Raw genomic sequence first — 18,798 nt, forward strand, 5'->3', positions numbered from 1 at the left:
TGGCACGTTTTCTGCGGCACTGCAGTTATGTCAGTGCGCAGCCAGTTCCTGAAAGAAGGCGGGATTCTTCTGGATAGTCGCCAGTACTTTAGCTGCCAGTCCGGTCGGATTGCGGCGTCCGCTTTCCCAGCTCTTTATCGTATCAAGGCTGGTTCCCAGTGCAGCAGCCATTTCACTCTGGGAAACGTTAAGCTGCGCCCGGATAGCCTTCACATCAGCCAGCGCGTAATGGGTAACACGGGCGGGTTCTCTGACACCGTTTTTTATCTCCACCGCCTCTTCCAGCGATGCTTTCAGCTCATCAAAAAAACTCATGTCATATCTCCTCTTTCAGTCTTTGTGTCAGCTTTTTCAGCACGGCTTTTTCCGCATCTGTGAGGTTCTCTTTGAGATTCTTTGGATAAGCCATGATCAGGTAAATCACCTCAGCGGTAGCCAGAAAGTAAATTACCCTTGCGCTGCTGCTTTTACCCTGATTGCCCGTCGCCATCCTGATTTTTCGCAGTCCGCCGGTTTTCTGAATAAGATCGCCTTTCTCCGGTGACTCGATAAGCTCCCTCTGAAGCTCCCGAAGCTCTTCATCCGTGGCGATTTGCTTTATCTGTCGGGTAAACATCGGGGTTTCGATAAACTCAATTGCCTGACTCATCGCTCACTCCTGTCTCTTCCATGAGGCGTACATAGTACACCCAGCCTGCTTCATGAAAAAGCCCATGGATGGCAAAACCTGCAACGTATGTTGCTAAATCGTCAGCAACGCCCCTCTCGGAAACGGCAGATGAATTGATTATTCTGCTATTTCTTCGCCTGCTAACGGTTGACGTTCTGAATAACCGCCTGCAGGTGTTTCCCATACTGCCTGAGGTTGACGCTGATATGACCACTCACTCCACCCGCCTGCCGCCGACGCACGCGTCATCGGCGACCCGCAACAGCGTAGCCGGGCGCATTGATGCGCTGCCCGCGTCCGCTGGCTTATGGCGCTTTATCACCCTGCTGGCACTGGGCGGCTTTTTTGAACTTTACGACCTGTTTGAAACCGGCTATATCAGCACCGGCCTGCTGGCGGCAGGCGTCTTTCACACCGGTGAGGCGGGCGTGCTCGGCTTCTCCGATCAGGCTGCGTTTGCGTCAGCCACCTTTCTCGGCCTCTTTTTCGGCGCCAGCCTGCTGGCCCCCTACGCTGACCGATTTGGCCGCCGCCTGACCTTTATGTGTGCGCTGCTCTGGTATGGGCTCTTTTCCCTGCTGATGGCCTTTCAGCAGAGCGCGGAGATGATCATTCTGTTCCGCTTTCTGGTGGGGATCGGGCTGGGCGTCGAGCTGGTGACCATTGATACCTATCTGTCGGAATGGGTGCCGAGCCACCTGCGCAGCCGCGCCTTTGCTTATGCCTTTTTCGTGCAGTTTTTATCGGTGCCTGCCGTCGCGCTGATGTCGTGGTGGCTGGTGCCGCAGACCGTGTTCGGTCTGGAAGGCTGGCGCTGGGTCGTGATCGCAGGCGCACTCTGTTCACTGGTGATCTGGCTGGTGCGCAGAAATCTGCCGGAATCGGCACGCTGGCTGGCGCAGCAGGGGCGCTATCAGGCGGCGCATGAGGTGTTATCGGCGATGGAGCAGCGCTGCGGCATTCCGGCCGGGCCCGCTATCCTGCCCGATGACGCGGCTGCACAGCTGCCCAAACGCGGGCGCTTTCGTGAAATCTGGGCTCCCGCTTATCGCCAGCGCACCCTGATGCTGGTGGTGATGAACTTTTTCCAGGCGATCGGCTTTTTTGGCTTTGGTAACTGGCTGCCTGCGCTGCTGTCAGGCCGCGGTGCCACGGTGACACACAGCCTGCTCTATGCCTTCTTTATCACGCTGGCCTATCCGCTGGGATCGCTGATCTGCAGCCGCTATGCCGATAAGCTGGAGAATAAGTGGCAGATTGTTCTGTCATCGCTGATGACGGTGGTATTCGGCACGCTGTTCGCCTTTCAGACGCAGCCGGTGCTGCTGATCCTCTGCGGCTTCCTGATTACCTGGTCCAACGCCTGGCTGACTTTCAGCTTCCACGCCTATCAGACCGAGATTTTCCCGACCCACATCCGGGCGCGGGCAGTCGGCTTCTGCTACTCCTTCAGCCGCCTCTCTACGGTATTCAGCAGTATTTTAATCGGGGTGATCCTGCAATACGCCGGCACACCGGGCGTGATTACGTTCATCGTGCTGAGCATGCTGATGGTGATGCTGTCGGTAGGGATTTATGGGCCGAAAACCCGCGGAATCGATCTGGAGAATATTTAAAAGAAAAGGCCGCCATCCTGATGATGACGGCCTTTTTTACGGGTTATTTGCCTTCCAGCACCCGGATGTCTGCACTGCCCAGACGATCCTTCTCATCTTTACGCAGCGACGCGACCTGTTTCGCGGTCACCGGTTCTGACGCCTTATTGCCCCAGCTGTTACGCACGAAGTTCACCACATCGGCAACCTGCTGGTCGTTCAGCCGCCAGCCAAATGCCGGCATGGTAATGGTCGATGGCGCACCGTTCACGCCAGGCAGTTGCCCGCCCACCAGCACGATGTGAATCAGCGAGGTCGGATCGTCCGCCAGTACCACCGGGTTGCCGCGCAGCGCCGGATAAAAACGCTTATAGCCGCTGCCATCAGTTTTATGGCATGCCGCACAGCTGTCGACATAGGCCGCCGCACCGGTCTGGCTGTCATCGCCGCGCCAGAGCGCTTTGGCGGTGGCATCATCCACGCTGAAGGCCGCCTGATGCGGATCTTTCGCGCCTAGGGACTTCAGATAGCGCGCAATCGCGGTGATATCGGCTTCGCTCAGGTGCTGCAGGCTGTGTTCCACCACGTCGGTCATCCCACCGAACGCGGCAGTCTGATCGTTACGGCCATAACGCAGGAACTGACGCAGGTCATCTTCGCTCCAGCGCCCCAGCCCATCGCGGTTATCGCCACGCAGGTTGCTGGCCGTCCAGCCGTCAATCGGCGCGCTGCTGCCTGCCAGATAGTCGTTGCCTTCGGCGTTGGTCAGCACCTTCTCCTGCATGGTGAAACTGCGCGGCGTGTGACAGGCACCGCAGTGGCCCAGCCCCTCAACCAGATAGCGACCGCGCGCCAGCACCGGATCTTCCTGAGCGGCAGGCTGGAACGCTTTCACATCGGGCGCAAAAATCCCACGCCAGATCGCCAGCGGCCAGCGCATCGACAGCGGCCACGGAATGTCGCTGTCGCGATTTGGCTGCTTCACCGCCGTCACGCCATGCATGAAATAGGCGTAAAGCGCCTTCATATCCTCATCGCTGACGACCGCGTAAGAGGGATAAGGCATGGCGGGATAGAGGGTATCGCCATTTTTCGCCACACCATGACGCACCGCTTTCTGGAAGTCGTCGTAGCTGTACTCACCAATACCGGTCGTGCGATCGGGAGTGATGTTGGTGGAGTAGATGGTGCCAATCGGGGTGGCCATCGGCAGACCACCGGCAAAGGTCGCGCCGCCTTTGCTGGTGTGACAGGCCACACAGTCACCGGCGCGCGCCAGATACTCTCCCCGCTTAACCAGATTGTCCTGGCTCTCATCCGCCAGCGCGGCAAAGGTCAGGGTGCCCAGAATCAGGGCCAGAATGCCATTTTTCATCGCCATGTTCCTTATGCCTGCACCAGTGGACCGGGGTTCTTCAGGTAGTTTTCGCGAATCGCTTTAGCTGACCAGTAGGTCAGCGCCGCCACCATGCCGGTCGGGTTATAGCCCAGTCCCTGCGGGAAGGCAGAGGCACCTGGTACAAACACATTCGGCACGTCCCAGCTTTGCAGATAGCGGTTAACCGCACTGGTTTTCGGATCGTCGCCCATGATCGCACCGCCACTGATGTGGGTGGTCTGATAAACCCTGGAGTCAAAATGGGTGCCCGGCTTTTTCGCGCCGCCCAGAATCATCTTCGGATTCATCGCCTCCGCGATATTGCGCATTTTTCCGACCATAAACTGCGCCATTTTGATGTCGTTCTCCTGCCAGTCAAAGGTCATGCGCAGCAGTGGCTGCCCATAAACATCTTTGTAGTTGGGATCGAGATCGAGATAGTTAGCGCGGTAGGACTGATGCGCGCCGTGCGCATCCATCGACAGGTGATGGGTGTAAGTATCCGCCACCGCCGCTTTCCATTTACTGCCCCAGTCTGGCGTACCGGCAGGCACTGGCATGCCGGAGATCGGCTTGGTTCCCGCCTGGTTGACCCAGAATGGCGATCCGCCCACAAAGCCCAGCGGTCCGTGGTCGAAGTTATCGGCGTTGAAATCATCAACCGCAACGCCCGCGCCACCTGCGCCGATAAACGGGTTAGTGGTGGTGTTTTTATCAAACAGCGCCTTCAGGGTAGAGAGGTTCTGATAGGCGAAGTTACGGCCGACGGTGCCTTCGTTGGTAATCGGGTTGTAAGGCTTGCCGATGCCTGACAGCAGCATCAGATGCACATTGTGGAACTGGAAGGCGGAGAGGATCACCAGGTCAGCGGGCTGCACCTGTTCGCGCCCCTGCCCGTCCACATAGGTCACGCCGGTTGCGCGCGTTTTGTCATCGCTGAGATTGACCCGCAGGACATACGAGTTGTTACGCAGTTCAAACTTTGGCTCCTGGCGCAGTGCTGGCAGGATGTTCACGTTAGGTGACGCTTTGGAATACATGTAGCAGGCGTAGCCGCTGCAGTATCCGCAGAAGTTACACGGCCCCATCTGCGCGCCATAGGTGTTGGTATAGGGCCCGGAGGTGTTGGCGGAAGGCAGATCGTAAGGATGATAGCCGACCGACTCCGCCGCCTGCGCAAACAGCTGCGCCGAGTAGGTACGCTTCTGTGCGGGCAGCGGGAAGTTATCTGAACGATCGGGCGCAAACGGGTTACCGCCTTTATCTTTGCCGACCACCTTGCCCTTGATACTCCAGGCGCTGCCTGAGGTGCCAAAGACTTTTTCCGCCTTGTCGAAGAACGGCTCCAGCTCATCGTAGCTGACGCCAAAATCCTGAATCGTCATGCCTTCCGGGATGAAATTCTTGCCGTAACGCTCTTCATAATGGCTGCGCATCCGCAGTTCAATCGGATCCACGCGGAAGTGGACGCCTGACCAGTGCAGGCCCGCGCCGCCGGTGCCGGTGCCGGGCAGGAATGCCGCCAGCTGACGATAAGGCACCGCCGTCTGCGAAGCATCATGACGGATAGTCACGGTGCTTTTAGAGAGATCCTGGAACAGCTTTTTGCGGATGTTATAGGTCAGCTCATCAATGGACTGCGGATAAGAGCCGTCCGGATAGGTGTCGCGATGCGGCCCACGCTCCAGCGCCAGCACATTCAGGCCCGCTTCGGTCAGCTCTTTCGCCATGATGGCACCGGCCCAGCCGAAGCCAACAATCACCGCATCCACTTTTTTCATTTCGTTTGCCATGCTTAACTTCTCTCCCCGCGAATCGATACTGACGGGAACGGATAACGTTCACCGCGCTCTACCCAGTCCATAAAGTCGGCGCGTGCGCCAGGGAAGTTGATCAGCTTCCAGCCGACCATTCCCTGATTTCCGCCGTGGACAGGATCGCTGAAGAAGCCTTCGCGTGTGTTCTGCAGCAGAAAGGCAAAGAAGGTTTTAGCGGGCAACTGGCTGAATTCGGCGCTGCCACTCTCCATCGCCTGCAATAGCGCATCCTGCTGCTCCGCGCTGAGCTGAGCGAACACCTTACCGTGCTGCTGTTTGCTGTAGTGGTCGGCATCGGCCAGACCGAGACGGTAGATCTGCTGCGGCACCAGCGGCAGCTGATAGCCCAGCTCTTTCGGCAGATCGGGATTAAACGGCCCCTGCATATACCAGTTCGATCCGGTGGCATAGGGTGTATTCATCTGGCGGTCAATGAACTCCGGCACGCCCGCTTCCACTGCGCCAGGCCCGCGTTCATCGCTGGGGATCAGGCGCGCCACGGCGGCGGTGATAAAGGCATACTCTTCGGCGGTAAACCAGGAGGGCTGATAATCACGCGCCTTCTGCGGTGCAGCCGGCGTTTCCGCCGCCTGTGCGGTCAGCGGCAGGGAGAGAGCACCCATCGCTGTGGACCCTACCGCCATTGCAGGCGCCAGGGTGATTGTCTTCAGCAAAAAATCCCTGCGTGAATGACCCTTTTTTTGTTCTGACATGACATTGCCTCATTCCCGCGCTGGATGGCGGTATGAAAAAAATAGGTGGTTGCGTTGTAGTGGTTTTTATCAGCAGATACCGGCCCTGATGCCGGTTTGTTACCGGTAACAAGCCGCCATATTGTAACACTGCTATTCACAAAGATTTAGTTCCGCGAAACAAAACCGCACAATTTCATTAACATTCATCCCTGCCCTGTCATGAGCAGAAACAACAGACTACAGACAGCAAGCAACCAAAACGTTATAAAAGACCATACACAACAGCGGAGTGCCTATGTTTAAGTCTTTTTTTCCGCGGCCAGCGCTGTTTTTCAGCTCAGCGGCCGTCTGGAGTTTAGTCGCTATTTTTGCCTGGTTTGGTTTTGCTGAGCAGTTGCCCGGCATGTGGCCCATGTTCGAAACCGCTATCAAAGCGCCCCTGCCGACGACCGCAGCGCGTTTTATCGCGGCGAGTCAGATCTGGTTCTATCTCTACTACTGGATAATGGTCGCCATTTTTGCCGTGGCGTGGCGGGTGATCGACTCGCATCCGTGGCAACGCTGGTCAGTCTGGGGATCGGCACTGATCATCTTTGTCACCTGGTTTGGTGTCCAGGTCGGGGTCGCCATCAACGCCTGGTATGGCCCGTTTTACGATCTGATCCAGAAAGCGCTGACAAAAGCGGGATCGGTGCAGATTGCTGAGTTTTACCACCAGGTTGTGGCTTTTCTCGGCATCGCATTAATCGCGGTGGTGATTGGCGTACTTAATTCGTTCTTTATCAGCCACTGGGTTTTCCGCTGGCGTACCGCCATGAATAACTACTACATGCACAACTGGCAGCGGCTGCGTCATGTTGAAGGTGCCGCACAGCGTGTGCAGGAAGACACCATGCGCTTTGCGACCACGCTTGAAAACTGGGGCGTCAGTTTTATTCAGGCGATCATGACGCTGGTGGCATTTTTGCCGGTACTGGTGGCGCTCTCCCATCACGTTAAAGATATCCCGTTCCTCGGTAATATCCCTTACGCGCTGGTGATTGCCGCGGTGCTCTGGTCGGTGTTTGGTACAGGTTTGCTGGCGCTGGTCGGGATTAAACTGCCTGGGCTGGAGTTCCGCAACCAGCGGGTCGAAGCCGCCTACCGTAAAGAGCTGGTCTACGGCGAAGATAATGCCGATCGCGCCGGGCCACAAACGGTGCAGGAGCTGTTCAGTCGGGTGCGGGTTAACTACTTCCGTCTCTACTTTCACTATCTCTACTTCAACATCACCCGCATTCTCTATCTGCAGGTCGATAACGTGTTTGGTCTGTTCCTGCTGTTTCCTTCGATTGTGGCGGGCACCATCACGCTGGGCTTACTCAATCAGATCACCAACGTGTTTGATCAGGTGCGCGGCTCGTTCCAGTATCTGATCGCCTCCTGGTCGACGCTGATTGAACTGATGTCCATCTACAAACGTCTGCGCAGCTTCGAGCAGATTCTGGATGATGTGCCGCACGACGAGATGATGCGCGAAGCGTCAGAGGATGTGTAGCGCACAGGCGCTTTATTGAGGCGAAAAAGCCACTCTGACAAGTGGCTTTTTTTATTCAAAGGTCAAAAGCAATTCTTTTTCCTGTCGGCAGTCTGACATCAATACTTATCTCGCCTCCCAGAGCTGTAACGTAACGCTTCAGCGTAGAAAGGCGTGGATCGTTGTCAGCCTGCTCCATTCTGGCAATGGTTGGCTGCTTCACCCCCATGGCTCGCGCCATCTCTGTCTGGGATAGGTTAAGTTCTTCCCGCAACATGTTCAGGGCAATAACCTGCCGCATTTCGTCCACTTTTTCGGCAATACGCTCACGACTTTCCGGGCTTTGCTTTGCCATCAGCTCTTTTAAATTAGCCATTTTCCCCTCTTTTCAGGTGTTTTCGGAATTCAGCATCTGCCAGTTTGATCATCTCTTTATAGAATCTTTTTTCTTTAACCCCGGTTTTATCGCCAGCACATAACACAATGCCACGGCGAGCAGGATCAAACGCGAAGAAGGCCCGAATCGGATTGCCCTGATGCTGCACTCTTAATTCTTTCATATTTGGAAAGTCAGAGTCGTCTACCGTATCAGCATACGGCCTTCCTAATTGAGGACCATACTCGGAAAGGATAATCATCGCGGCGAGCATATCCTCCTTCAGCGCCTCAGTCTGGGTCTCAAACCACTCGTCAAAGAGATGAGTTGTATCGATATCCCACATCGCAACATCCTTATAGCGAATAAGCTATAAATCATACTATAGCTTATTCGCTATAAGGGCAAGTGTTGCCCCATAACCGCGACATGTCCTGGCCAAAAGCGTGCTTTTCAATACAAAAAGCCACCCGTGAGAGTGGCTTTTCCAGTGACACAGCGCGGCGGTAAAACTCTTTATCTCCCCGCGCAGAGCGCGTTCCTTACAGAGTTATGCGCATCACGCTATCAGGATTCGCTGGCGGCGCCTTGCGCGAGCCTGGCTGCTTCACGCTGACATAAAGCACGTTGCCATCCGCTGAGAGCGCCAGACTGTTCGGCAGGGCCGGCATTTTTACAGTACGTTTAACCTGATAGGTGCGGGCGTCGATGATGCTGACCTCGCCCGCTTTGCGATGGGTGACATAGAGCTCATCGCGATCCGGATTGAACAGTACCGCCAGCGATTCCGGAACGGCAATCCGCTGTATGACCTGCTGACTACGCAGATCAACCACCAGCACCTGAGCCTGCTTTGAATCACTCAGGAAGGCACGCTGACCGCGCGTATCCAGTGCAATGTTGAGGAAGAAGTGCGCTTTATCGCCATCAATCTTCTGTTTTTTCTCAACGGCATTGGTGCGGGCGTTAATGGTCACCAGCTCGCCATCCGCATTGGTGACGTACACCTTCTGCGCGGCTGAATCCACTGCCAGGCCTGTGCCCATTTTGCCGGTGTTCGGGATCGTGCTGATCAGTTTCAGCGAACTGCCATCCACGACCCAGACCACGCTCTGCGGCCCCAGCCCGGTGATATAGACGCGATCAGTTTTCACATCCACGGCCACCTGGCGCGGCTGCAACGGACGCACGGTTTCGCTGCGCTTGCGGCCATCCAGCACCCGCGTGTTAAGGACATTGCCACTGCTGGCATCAATCGCGGTCACTGAACCGTCAAGCGTATTTCCGATATAGAGCACGTTCGTTTGCGGGTTGAGCGCCGCACCAAACGATTTCAGCGGCGTGGTGATCGACTTCTGCACCGCCAGCGTCGCGGGATCGAGACGAAACACGGTGCCGCCCTCGCCGCTGCTGTTTTGTGCTGTCGCCACGAACAGCGCATTCTCCTTCGGGCTGACGGCCAGTTCATAGACCCCTTTGCCCACCGCCTGATTCAGATCTTCTGCCTGCACGGCCAGCCATCCTGACGCAGAAAACAGGGCCGTAGCCAGTAACAGCGGACGCAGCGTCCGGCGCGTATTGGTATTCGCTTTCATAACTTCTCCAGAGTAAATTCACTGCAGACGCAGTGAAATGAAAGCCCGACATTGCAACCAGAAACAGCTGACCAGCAGCCAGAGACACTCTTGTTTTTGAGAATAATAATTATTTCGGAAGGAAAGGGACAGGATTATTCGCGCAGAAACGCCGCCAGGACGCCCGGAGGCGTCCTGTCAGCATGGGAGGGCAGAGAGATTATTTCAGCAGTTCAGCGGTCATGTGCACGCCGTTGTTGGTGTAAGCTTCAGTGATTTTATATGAAGCACCAGCTTCCTGAGCCTGCGCAGCAATTTTCGCTTCAGCACCATCCAGTGTAGAGTCGATGGCGGTCACAGATTGCGCGAAGCTGGCGAATGGCAGAACAGAAAGCGCGATAACAGCTGCAAAAGTTTTGATAGATTTCATGGTCAATTCCTCGGTTGATTTTTATCAGGTAAGGCTTGCTGCCTTGTTGATAGAAATAATAGTCCGGAAGTTGATCAGGGAAAAGCAGAGGGTTTTGCTTATCTCTTTCAGAAAAACTGAACATAAAAAGCACGCATCGTGCAGTTATCGCTCAAAAGGTTAATCACCCGACCATGAAAGAAAAGGCAGCATAATCCGCTGCCTGAAAAAGATTAACCGTGGTGCCGGACCCGGCTGAAGATGGTCAGTGCAGCCAGCAGCATCAGTACCCCGCTGGCAACAAATACGCCGCCAGCGCCGCGCAGATCGAACATCCAGCCGCCCGCCGCCGCGCCGACAGTTATCGCCAGCTGAATCGTGGCGACCAGCAGACCACCGCCCGATTCTGCATCATCCGGCACCGCGCGCGAAATCCAGGTTGACCAGCCGGTAGGCATCGAACCAAACGCCATGCCCCAGATCGCCACGCCCGCTCCCACTATCCAGCTGACCCCGCCAAAAGTCACCAGCAGCAGCGCGGTCAGGCTCATCAGCAGCGCCATCCCGCTCAGCGTCAGCGACACGCTGCGGGTCACCAGGAAACCGGCCAGCGAGGTGCCAAAGAAGTTCGCCACACCAAAGGCCAGCAGCGCCAGCGACAGCTGGTTAAGGTTGAACTGCGCCACACCCTCCAGGAAAGGGCGCAGATAGGTAAAGAAGGCGAAGTGGCCGGTGAACATCATGATCACGGCCAGCATGCCCCAGCGCATCACGCCGATCCGCAGCAGGGTCAGTACGCCGCCGCTGCGGGCTTTGTTCTCTGCCGGCATGGCGGGCAGGGTAAAGAACTGCCACAGCAGCGCTACCGCGCCCAGCCCGGCGGTCAGCATAAAGATGTTGCGCCAGCCCACCAGGCCACCGAGGTAGCTGCCAAGCGGCGTGGCGATAATCGTCGCCAGCGAGATCCCGCTGAAGACGATGGAGAGCGCCCGCGGCACCTGATCGACGGGAACCAGACGCATGGTGATGGCGGTTGAGAGCGTCCAGAAGCCACCTATCGCCATCCCCAGCAACACGCGCGCCAGCAATATCACCGTCAGATCGCCGGCAAACGCCACCATCAGCGCCGAGGCGATCAGCAGCAGTGAGAACACCAGCATCACGATGCGGCGGTCGATACGCCGCGTGACGCTGCCGGTCACCAGGCTGGTAAACAGCGCCACCAGGGCGGTAATGGTGACGGTCTGTCCCGCCTGCCCTTCTGAAACGCCGAGGCTGTGCGCCATGGGCGTCAGCAGACTCACGGGTAAAAATTCGGCGGTAATCAGGCTGAACACCCCAAACGCCATAGCAAAAACTGCGCCCCACGCGGGGTGGGTCGGCGAGGAAACCTCATCAGCCACTTCGGTTGTCAGACTCATGCTGCTTCTCCGGAAGATAAAAAAGTGTGAGAGAGCATAGAGTGAGGCGTCAGGACGATCTATGATGCTTACACCTTCATTTTTGATAATTCGTCTGGAATCGCATGAGCCACTATGGAGACCTGACCAGCGAGCTGTTGATGGGGATGCGCCTTTATGGCGTCAACTATCAGCGTATCGCCGTAAGCGCACCGTTCGGGCTGCGCTTCGATCACGCACCGGGCCGGGCGCAGTTTCACTTTGTCGGCCGCGGCTCACTGCTGGTGCGCAGCGCCTCCGGTGAGGTGTTTCCGCTTCACAGCGGCGATGCGCTGCTGGTGCCGCACGGTAAACCGCACAGCCTGATCTCCGGCGAGGAGGTGGCCTGTCTGTGTGTGAAAAATATGACGAGCAAGCCGATCTGCGACAGCGTCTGCGCCATCGCCGCCCCGGAGGATGCCGGTGAGGATGAGCACAGCGTGCTGCTGTTCAGCGCCTGTATGGCATTTGAACTGGGCGGCATGCAGCCGCTGATCAATACTATGCCGGATGTGATGCTGGTGAGTACCCTGCTGTCGCAGTATCCGGAGATTCAGCCGATCCTGGCGGCGATGGAACGGGAGTCGCGCACCCGGCAGGCGGGATTTGCCGGTATTCTGTCGCGTCTGGCCGACGTGGTTGCCGCGCTGATTGTGCGCGGCTGGGTGGAGAACGGCTGCGGTCAGCAGAGCGGGCTGGTGCAGGCGATGCGCGATCCGCGGCTGAGTCAGGCGATTGCCGCCATGCACCGGGAGCCGGGCGAAAACTGGACGGTCGCGCGGCTGGCCAGCGTGGCGGGCTGTTCGCGTTCGGTGTTTGCCGGCCGTTTTCTCAACGCCACCGGCATGACGCCGTTACGTTATCTGACCGAGCTGCGGATGCGGCTGGCAGTGCAGCGGATTGTGAACAATGGCGAAGCGGTGGAAGCCGTGGCTTACCATCTCGGCTACGGCTCGATTGCAGCGTTCAGCCGCGCCTTTAAACGCATTGTCGGTCAGTCGCCAGGCGCGCTGCGAGCCGGACGCGAAGGCACGCAGGCGCTGACCGCCTCATCTGCCGCTTAGCGGAATACGCTGATCGCCTCCACCAGACGGTTTGCCTGATGGGTCATGCGGCCCGACGCCTCGGCGCTTTCCGATACGCGCGCGGCGTTCTGATGGGTAATGTCATCAAGATCTTCCACCGCTGAACTCACCTCACTGAGTGCGGTGGCCTGCTCGGCGGTGGCGGCACTGATCTGGGCAATCAGTGCCGTGACATTCTGCACCTGCGACACGATATCCTGCATGGTCCGGCCTGCCGCGCTGGCATGTTCATTGCCCGATTTGACCCGGCCAGCACTGGTTTCGACCAGCATTTTAATCTCACTGGCCGCTTTGGCGCTGCGCTGCGCCAGACTGCGCACCTCGCCCGCTACCACCGCAAAGCCTTTGCCCTGTTCACCGGCCCGTGCCGCTTCCACGGCCGCGTTCAGCGCCAGGATGTTGGTCTGGAAGGCAATACCGTCGATCACGCTGGTAATATTGGCGATTCGCTTCGAGCTGTCGGCGATTTCGCCCATCATCTCCATCATCTCGCTCATCACCTCACCGCCTTTGCTGGCCGCACTGCTGGTGTCGGCAGAAAGGGTATTTACCTCATGCGCGGTTTCCGTATTGCTCTTCACCGTCGCGGTCATTTCGTTCATGGTGGCCGCCGTCTGCTGCACGTTGGCGGCCGCCTGCTCGGTGCGACGACTCAGTTCGTTATTGCTGCGGGCGATAGCGTCGCTGGCGCTTAAAACGTTGATCGCCTGGCCGCTGACATCATCCACCAGCCAGCGGAACATCAGGCCGAGCTGGCCAATGGCACGCAGCGTCACGCCCACCTCATCCACGCGATCCATCTGCTCAACCTGATGACTGGCTCCGGTCGCCACGCGCAGGGCCTGCTGACACATCCGTTCGATCGGGCGGGAGATCTGCTGCTCCAGCCAGAGGCTGCTGAGTGTCAGCAGAGCGGCCATACCGGCAGCAAAACCGGCCAGGGCCGCCGGTGTCATACCCAGCGCCCAGGTACCCGCCACCGACAGGGGCAGCAGTGCCAGCAGGGTGCTGCGGATCCGCCAGCGCAGGGGCAGCGTCTTCAGCAATGAGGCGGGTCGTCCCCAGCCGCTGCGCACCAGCAGACCTTTGTGAAAACGTCGCCCTCTGGCGCGGCCTTCACGAAAATCCTGATAGAGCGCTTCGCTCTGACGCACCTCTTCCGGGGTGGGTTTAGTGCGCACTGACATATAACCCTGCACTTTGCCGTCACGCACCACCGGAATGGCATTGGCCCGCACCCAGTAGTGATCGCCATTTTTACGTCGGTTCTTGACCAGCGCGGTCCAGGGCTCGCCCTGCTTCAGCGTCGCCCACATGTCAGCAAAGGCTTCCGGCGGCATGTCGGGATGGCGCACCATATTGTGCGGCTGGCCGTTGATCTCGTCGGCGGTGAATCCGCTCGCTTCGATGAAGGCATCGTTGGCGTAGGTGATGTGGCTGTTGAGATCGGTGGTGGACATCAGTGTCGCATGATCGTCGAACAGATATTCACGCTGAGAGACAGGCTGGTTGTTACGCATCAAAAATCCTTGAAGACCCACCTTCTGCCCGCAACAGCTTAACTGTCAGCGGGAAAACGGTGGGCTGAGAGATAACGATTACCTTTTTTTATGTTTTCGGCATGCTTCTGTACTCTCTTTAGCGTTTCCGTTAAATTTCTGCCGCGAAAAAAGCCACTTTGCAGCGGCTTTCACATTTTTGGGTGATTATTCATCCGTTAGCCGGATTTCAGAATTCCGGCAGCCCGTCAGCTGAGGTCAACATTTCGGGTGCCGAACCACCAGGTCAGCAGAAACCCGCCGGTCCAGGCGACCATCAGCCCGGCCAGATAGACCACCATCCCGGCGAAGATCCCCTGTCCGGACGTCATCAGCGGCAGCGTGACCAGACCGGATGGCCCGAATACCGTATTCATCCCCACCGGTAATCCCAGCCACGCTACCAGTCCGATAAAGAAACCGCCCAGCGCTCCGCCCCCACAGGCGGTGATGAAGGGCTTGAGGCGCGGCAGGGTGACGCCGTAGATCAGAGGTTCACCGACACCCAGCAGGCCCGGCACAATGGCACCTTTGATCTGCGCCCGCAGCAGCGCCCCCTTCTCCGCTCTACACCACAGCGCCAGTGCTGCACCGACCTGCCCGGCCCCCGCCATTGCCAGAATCGGAAACAGGGAGTTAAAGCCCTGGCTTTCCATCAGCGCAAAGTAGACCGGAATAAAGCCCTGATGGATGCCGAACATCACCGCAATCAGGAACAGCCCGGCCAGCAGAGCACAGCCAAAGGGATTATTGTTGAGATGGATGAACAGCCAGGACATCCCTCTGAACAGTTCACCGCCCAGCGGCATGATGAGCAGATAGGTGATGGCGCCGGTGATCACCAGCGTAAAAAGCGAAGTGAGGATCATATCGAGGTTATCGGGAATGATGCGGCGCAGCTGTTTCTCAATCCATGCCCCGATAATCGTCGCCATCAGCACCCCAATAATGTTGCCGCGCGGATCGATGCTGAGGCCAAAGAAGCTCTCCATGCCGCTGTAGTAACCCGTGGTGGCAGTGGGCACATAGCCCAGCACAAACAGCGAGGCGATGATGGCACCGTTGACGCCGCTGCCGCCAAAGGCTTTCTGCGCGTTGTAGCCAATCAGGATGCTGAGAAAGGTGAACAGCCCTTTGCCGAACACTTTCATGTACGCCACGGTGTGCAGCAGCCAGGGTGCATGGTCGCCGGGCGCATTAAGGTGGAGGCTTTGCTCAATCAGCGTGGCGAAGCCGAGCAGCAGGCCCGCGCCGATAAAGCCCGGAATCAGCGGGGTAAAAATGGTGGCAAAACGCGACAGAAACTGGTGAACGCCGTGGGTCTGTTTGGCCCTGAGCTGCTGCTTCTGCTCCGCCGCCCGCTGTGCCAGATCCGCCGTCTGCTGGCGCGGAGGTGGCGAGATATCCTCCTGTGACAGCAGGCGCTGCATCCCTTCCGCGGCGGTCTGCGCTTTCCCCGGACCGAGGACAATCTGAAGCTGCGCCTCGCTGTCGATGACGCCCAGCACGCCCGGCAGGCTTTTCAGGCGTGGCAGATCGGCCTGCCCGGCCTGATTGAGCGTCAGCCGCAGCCGCGTCATGCAGTGACCGCAGGCTGCGATATTGTGCGCCCCGCCAACCGCCTGCAGGATATCGCGCAGCAGTGCTACGGTGATGCTGGCCATCAGCGTGCTCCCGCTGCCTGCAGAGCCTGACGGATAAAGCCCTGATGCTGGCTGAGCAGCGCTTTTGCCTCATCGGCGTCCAGTCCGGCCAGCACCATCAGGATGGCCGTTTTGCAGTGTCCGCCGCAGGCGGTGAGCGCGGCGCGGGCCGTGGCGTCATCACAATCCGTGGCCTGCATGACGATGTTGACCTGGCGCTGCACCAGCTTCTGATTCGTGGCTTCCACATCCACCATGAGATTGCCGTAGACCTTTCCACTGCGGATCATCGCGCCGGTGGTAAGCATGTTGAGCACCAGTTTCTGCGCCGTGCCCGCTTTCATGCGGGAAGAGCCGGTGACAATCTCCGGGCCGACCACCGGGGTGAGCGCAATCGCGGCAACCTGTGCCATGGCGCTGTCCGGATTACAGGTGAGCGCCACGGTGGTCGCGCCAAGTTCGTTCGCGTAAGCCAGCGCACCCAGCACGTAGGGTGTGCGACCGCTGGCGGCGATACCGACCAGGATATCGTGGCGGCTGAAGTGGATATCTTTCAGATCCTGCGCGCCCTGCTCCCGGTTATCTTCGGCGTTTTCAACCGCCTGCAGGATGGCGGTATGGCCACCGGCGATCAGGCCGATAACCTGTTCGCGGGGGGTGCCAAAGGTGGGCGGGCATTCGCTGGCGTCCAGAATACCGAGCCGTCCGGAGGTGCCTGCGCCGCAGTAGATCAGTCGTCCACCGGCCCGGAAGGCGGCACAGATGGCGTCAACGGCGGCAGCGATCTGCGGCAGGATAGCCTCAACCGCCAGCGCGACCTTTTTATCTTCATCATTAATGACGCGCAGCATCGCTTCGGTGGAGAGTTCGTCAATGTTCTGGCTGGCCGGGTTGCGGCCTTCGGTAATCATCTGGCTGAGGTCGAGTTTCATGGCGGGCTCCGCAAAAGGAATAAATTATTCAAACTGGAAAACATTATAAAGAATGATTAATTCGCTGGGGGAGATCTTTTTTCACTGGATGTGAGTGGCGTCGTTGTCAAATCGGAGCCGGTCAGAAAAGGTTCACCTGATCGTAAAGACGCATTCGTCATCCATGACGCTCGGCCCACGCCGTCCCTTGCGTGGGACGCTTTACTCGTCAGGTGAACATTTTCTTCCCTCAGGCTGTTTTACTGCTGTTTGAAAAGAAGTTTTAGCCGGACATCTGCCCTATCGACCCGGTATGAACTAAGCCACATAAAAAAAGGGCCCAACTTTCGTTGAGCCCTTTCTGCGTGAACGAGAACGATCAGCCTGCGGTCTGCGTCCGCAGCTGCAGCTCGTACGCCTTCGCCTGTTCTGCATCGAACTGGTTTTCCCAGCGGGAAATCACCAGCACCGCCAGCGCGTTACCGACCACGTTCAGCGCGGTACGCGCCATGTCCATGATGCGGTCAACACCAGCGATAAACGCCAGGCCTTCCAGCGGAATGCCGACGCTGCCCAGGGTGGCCAGCAGCACCACGAACGACACGCCCGGCACGCCGGCGATCCCTTTCGAGGTCACCATCAGCGTCAGCACCAGCACAATCTCGTCGGTCAGTGACAGGTCAATGCCATAGAGCTGCGCGATAAAGATGGCCGCGATGCTCTGATAGAGCGTTGAACCATCGAGATTAAATGAGTAGCCGGTCGGCACCACAAAGCTGGTGATCGCTTTCGGCGCGCCGTAGGCTTCCATCTTCTCCATGATGCGTGGCAGCACGGTTTCCGAACTGGAGGTGGAGTAAGAGAGGATCAGCTCATCTTTCAGGATACGCATCAGGGTGGTGATCCGCAGCTTGCAGAGACGCGCCACGCCACCCAGTACCACGAAGGCGAAGAAGAGAATCGCCACGTAAACCAGCAGCACCAGCTTGGCCAGCGGCCAGAGCGAGGCAAAGCCGAAGTTGGCAATCGTCACCGCAATCAGCGCAAACACCCCTACCGGCGCATAGCGCATGATCATGTTCGTGACTTTAAACATCGTTTCAGAGATGCCACGGAACAGGTTCACCAGCGGATCGCGCTGTTCTGACGGCAGAGACGAGAGGCCTAAGCCAAACAGCACCGAGAAAAAGATAATCGGCAGCATGTCGCCCTTCACCATCGAGGCGAAGATGTTCTGCGGGATCAGCGACAGAATGGTGGCAACCAGGCTGTGCGGACCACCCTGCACCTCTGCCGTTGTCGCTTCATATTTAGAGATGTCCACCGTTGCCAGCGTTGACATATCGATGCCGGTGCCGGGTTGAAATACGTTGGCCAGCGTAATACCGACCACAATGGCAAGGGTGGTGATCACTTCAAAGTAGAGAATCGTTTTGACGCCGATGCGTCCCAGCTTCTTTGCATCACCTACGCCGGCAATGCCGACCACCAGGGATGAAATCACAATCGGTACCACAATCATCTTGATGAGATGAATGAAGATATCGCCTGCCGGACTGAGAATGTTGGTGACTAACCATTCACGATTGTCTGGCTGATTATGCAACACAGCGCCCACAATGATACCAAGCACAAGGGCTGTCAGAATCTGCCAGGCCAGGCTGATTTTAAAACCTTTCATAACGTGTCATTTCCTCAGTCAAAACCCGTTTTTTCTCTGCTGCGAAGGTGCAGAAGACGATACACACAGGGAGTGAGCAAAAAGCCCGGTAAATTAGAGGGTGTCTTGAAACAGCGCCTCGTATGAAAATCTGACGATTCCCATACCCATTTTCAGACGCGGTCTGAGTTGATACCTGCAGAACAGGGGCGAGATAAGTACCATTTTCACTGTGGTAAATGCAACCCCTGGCGGATCCGATTAAAAGTTCACCACCTGAGTAGCATAAAGTGCTGCTGACGCTGAAAAACCCTAACCTGCTGTTATGAAAAGTATTACTTCGATGAATTTACGCATAGCTATGCAGGAGCGGTTAAAAAGGCTCCCGGCGCGTTTGCTCGCTTTTTATTCAGGGTGAGTGTCAAAAGGTCATGCCTGTCGCCCTTATCCCCGTCGGCTTATCCAGCAGAAATATCGGGATAGCCTCCCGCT

At 57.5% G+C, this 18,798-nt stretch carries 17 protein-coding genes; 3 read left to right on the plus strand and 14 right to left on the minus strand.

The annotated features are described in order from the left end of the window. Positions 1-30: 30 nt before the first annotated feature. Positions 31-315 (minus strand): NadS family protein, encoded by a 285-nt coding sequence (gene nadS, locus FJW00_RS00610; protein ID WP_009092561.1) that lies wholly within the window; start codon positions 313-315, stop codon positions 31-33. Between the two features lies 1 nt (position 316). Then, entirely contained in the window at positions 317-649 is a 333-nt protein-coding gene (locus tag FJW00_RS00615; protein ID WP_009092563.1) for a type II toxin-antitoxin system RelE/ParE family toxin, read from the minus strand. 227 nt (positions 650-876) lie between these two features. Here FJW00_RS00615 and FJW00_RS00620 point away from each other — a divergent pair, with 227 nt between their 5' ends. Further along, entirely contained in the window at positions 877-2,286 is a 1,410-nt protein-coding gene (locus FJW00_RS00620) for an MFS transporter (protein ID WP_140922768.1), read from the plus strand. 43 nt (positions 2,287-2,329) lie between these two features. On the opposite strand, the gene FJW00_RS00625 is transcribed toward FJW00_RS00620, so the two are convergent. From FJW00_RS00625 to FJW00_RS00635, 3 genes are read right to left on the minus strand one after another with little or no spacing between them, the layout of a single operon-like run. Continuing rightward, a complete protein-coding gene (locus FJW00_RS00625; protein ID WP_058957011.1) occupies positions 2,330-3,640 on the minus strand; it encodes a c-type cytochrome in 1,311 nt (436 codons plus the stop codon). An 11-nt stretch (positions 3,641-3,651) separates the two neighbouring features. Continuing rightward, positions 3,652-5,436, minus strand: coding sequence for a GMC family oxidoreductase (locus tag FJW00_RS00630; RefSeq protein ID WP_009092566.1), 1,785 nt, complete (start codon positions 5,434-5,436; stop codon positions 3,652-3,654). Positions 5,437-5,438: 2 nt separating this feature from the next. Continuing rightward, on the minus strand, positions 5,439-6,173 hold the full coding sequence (locus tag FJW00_RS00635) for a gluconate 2-dehydrogenase subunit 3 family protein (RefSeq protein ID WP_009092567.1): 735 nt from the start codon (positions 6,171-6,173) through the stop codon (positions 5,439-5,441). 277 nt (positions 6,174-6,450) lie between these two features. Between FJW00_RS00635 and sbmA the strand changes: the two genes are divergently transcribed. Continuing rightward, positions 6,451-7,692: a peptide antibiotic transporter SbmA gene (gene sbmA / locus FJW00_RS00640; RefSeq protein WP_009092568.1), complete on the plus strand. Its 1,242-nt coding sequence runs from the start codon at positions 6,451-6,453 to the stop codon at positions 7,690-7,692. A gap of 55 nt (positions 7,693-7,747) precedes the next feature. Here sbmA and FJW00_RS00645 read toward each other — a convergent pair whose 3' ends face one another. The 5 genes from FJW00_RS00645 to FJW00_RS00665 all read right to left on the minus strand — a co-directional run bounded on the left by FJW00_RS00645 (position 7,748) and on the right by FJW00_RS00665 (position 11,451). After that, entirely contained in the window at positions 7,748-8,047 is a 300-nt protein-coding gene (locus tag FJW00_RS00645) for a helix-turn-helix domain-containing protein (RefSeq protein ID WP_009092569.1), read from the minus strand. After that, entirely contained in the window at positions 8,040-8,393 is a 354-nt protein-coding gene (locus FJW00_RS00650) for a type II toxin-antitoxin system RelE/ParE family toxin (RefSeq protein ID WP_046101034.1), read from the minus strand. Before FJW00_RS00650 ends, FJW00_RS00645 begins: the two co-directional genes overlap by 8 nt. 196 nt (positions 8,394-8,589) lie before the next feature. Then, the gene (yncE, locus tag FJW00_RS00655; RefSeq protein WP_140922770.1) at positions 8,590-9,642 is read right to left on the minus strand and encodes a 7-bladed beta-propeller protein YncE; all 1,053 of its coding nucleotides are present in this window, start codon (positions 9,640-9,642) and stop codon (positions 8,590-8,592) included. 199 nt (positions 9,643-9,841) lie between these two features. After that, positions 9,842-10,051: a YdgH/BhsA/McbA family protein gene (locus tag FJW00_RS00660; protein ID WP_009092571.1), complete on the minus strand. Its 210-nt coding sequence runs from the start codon at positions 10,049-10,051 to the stop codon at positions 9,842-9,844. Between the two features lie 212 nt (positions 10,052-10,263). Then, the gene (locus FJW00_RS00665) at positions 10,264-11,451 is read right to left on the minus strand and encodes an MFS transporter (protein ID WP_058957008.1); all 1,188 of its coding nucleotides are present in this window, start codon (positions 11,449-11,451) and stop codon (positions 10,264-10,266) included. 104 nt (positions 11,452-11,555) lie between these two features. Here FJW00_RS00665 and FJW00_RS00670 point away from each other — a divergent pair, with 104 nt between their 5' ends. Next, positions 11,556-12,533 carry an AraC family transcriptional regulator gene (locus FJW00_RS00670; RefSeq protein ID WP_009092573.1) on the plus strand — a complete coding sequence of 326 codons (978 nt, stop codon included), beginning with the start codon at positions 11,556-11,558 and terminating at the stop codon, positions 12,531-12,533. Here FJW00_RS00670 and FJW00_RS00675 read toward each other — a convergent pair. From FJW00_RS00675 to gltP, 4 genes are all read right to left on the minus strand, one after another. Beyond that, positions 12,530-14,074, minus strand: a complete 1,545-nt coding sequence (locus FJW00_RS00675) for a methyl-accepting chemotaxis protein (protein ID WP_046101031.1) — start codon at positions 14,072-14,074, stop codon at positions 12,530-12,532. The genes FJW00_RS00670 and FJW00_RS00675 overlap by 4 nt on opposite strands. Positions 14,075-14,301: 227 nt before the next feature. Beyond that, positions 14,302-15,756, minus strand: a complete 1,455-nt coding sequence (gene murP / locus FJW00_RS00680) for a PTS N-acetylmuramic acid transporter subunit IIBC (RefSeq protein ID WP_140922772.1) — start codon at positions 15,754-15,756, stop codon at positions 14,302-14,304. Further along, positions 15,756-16,667, minus strand: a complete 912-nt coding sequence (gene murQ / locus FJW00_RS00685; protein WP_140922774.1) for an N-acetylmuramic acid 6-phosphate etherase — start codon at positions 16,665-16,667, stop codon at positions 15,756-15,758. Before murQ ends, murP begins: the two co-directional genes overlap by 1 nt. A 358-nt stretch (positions 16,668-17,025) precedes the next feature. Then, positions 17,026-18,327 carry a glutamate/aspartate:proton symporter GltP gene (gltP, locus tag FJW00_RS00690; RefSeq protein ID WP_009092578.1) on the minus strand — a complete coding sequence of 434 codons (1,302 nt, stop codon included), beginning with the start codon at positions 18,325-18,327 and terminating at the stop codon, positions 17,026-17,028. Positions 18,328-18,798: the final 471 nt, after the last annotated feature.

The sequence above is a fragment of the Pantoea anthophila genome (assembly GCF_006494375.1).
GTDB lineage: Bacteria > Pseudomonadota > Gammaproteobacteria > Enterobacterales > Enterobacteriaceae > Pantoea > Pantoea anthophila.

Bases quoted from the DNA above. Each gene is read 5' to 3' on its own strand.
- yncE (WP_140922770.1), bottom strand. From the start codon at position 9,642: ATGAAAGCGAATACCAATACGCGCCGGACGCTGCGTCCGCTGTTACTG.
- nadS (WP_009092561.1), bottom strand. From the start codon at position 315: ATGAGTTTTTTTGATGAGCTGAAAGCATCGCTGGAAGAGGCGGTGGAG.
- FJW00_RS00635 (WP_009092567.1), bottom strand. From the start codon at position 6,173: ATGTCAGAACAAAAAAAGGGTCATTCACGCAGGGATTTTTTGCTGAAG.
- FJW00_RS00675 (WP_046101031.1), bottom strand. From the start codon at position 14,074: ATGCGTAACAACCAGCCTGTCTCTCAGCGTGAATATCTGTTCGACGAT.
- FJW00_RS00615 (WP_009092563.1), bottom strand. From the start codon at position 649: ATGAGTCAGGCAATTGAGTTTATCGAAACCCCGATGTTTACCCGACAG.
- FJW00_RS00660 (WP_009092571.1), bottom strand. From the start codon at position 10,051: ATGAAATCTATCAAAACTTTTGCAGCTGTTATCGCGCTTTCTGTTCTG.
- murQ (WP_140922774.1), bottom strand. From the start codon at position 16,667: ATGAAACTCGACCTCAGCCAGATGATTACCGAAGGCCGCAACCCGGCC.
- FJW00_RS00625 (WP_058957011.1), bottom strand. From the start codon at position 3,640: ATGAAAAATGGCATTCTGGCCCTGATTCTGGGCACCCTGACCTTTGCC.
- murP (WP_140922772.1), bottom strand. From the start codon at position 15,756: ATGGCCAGCATCACCGTAGCACTGCTGCGCGATATCCTGCAGGCGGTT.
- FJW00_RS00620 (WP_140922768.1), top strand. From the start codon at position 877: ATGACCACTCACTCCACCCGCCTGCCGCCGACGCACGCGTCATCGGCG.
- FJW00_RS00645 (WP_009092569.1), bottom strand. From the start codon at position 8,047: ATGGCTAATTTAAAAGAGCTGATGGCAAAGCAAAGCCCGGAAAGTCGT.
- sbmA (WP_009092568.1), top strand. From the start codon at position 6,451: ATGTTTAAGTCTTTTTTTCCGCGGCCAGCGCTGTTTTTCAGCTCAGCG.
- FJW00_RS00665 (WP_058957008.1), bottom strand. From the start codon at position 11,451: ATGAGTCTGACAACCGAAGTGGCTGATGAGGTTTCCTCGCCGACCCAC.
- FJW00_RS00650 (WP_046101034.1), bottom strand. From the start codon at position 8,393: ATGTGGGATATCGATACAACTCATCTCTTTGACGAGTGGTTTGAGACC.
- FJW00_RS00670 (WP_009092573.1), top strand. From the start codon at position 11,556: ATGAGCCACTATGGAGACCTGACCAGCGAGCTGTTGATGGGGATGCGC.
- FJW00_RS00630 (WP_009092566.1), bottom strand. From the start codon at position 5,436: ATGGCAAACGAAATGAAAAAAGTGGATGCGGTGATTGTTGGCTTCGGC.
- gltP (WP_009092578.1), bottom strand. From the start codon at position 18,327: ATGAAAGGTTTTAAAATCAGCCTGGCCTGGCAGATTCTGACAGCCCTT.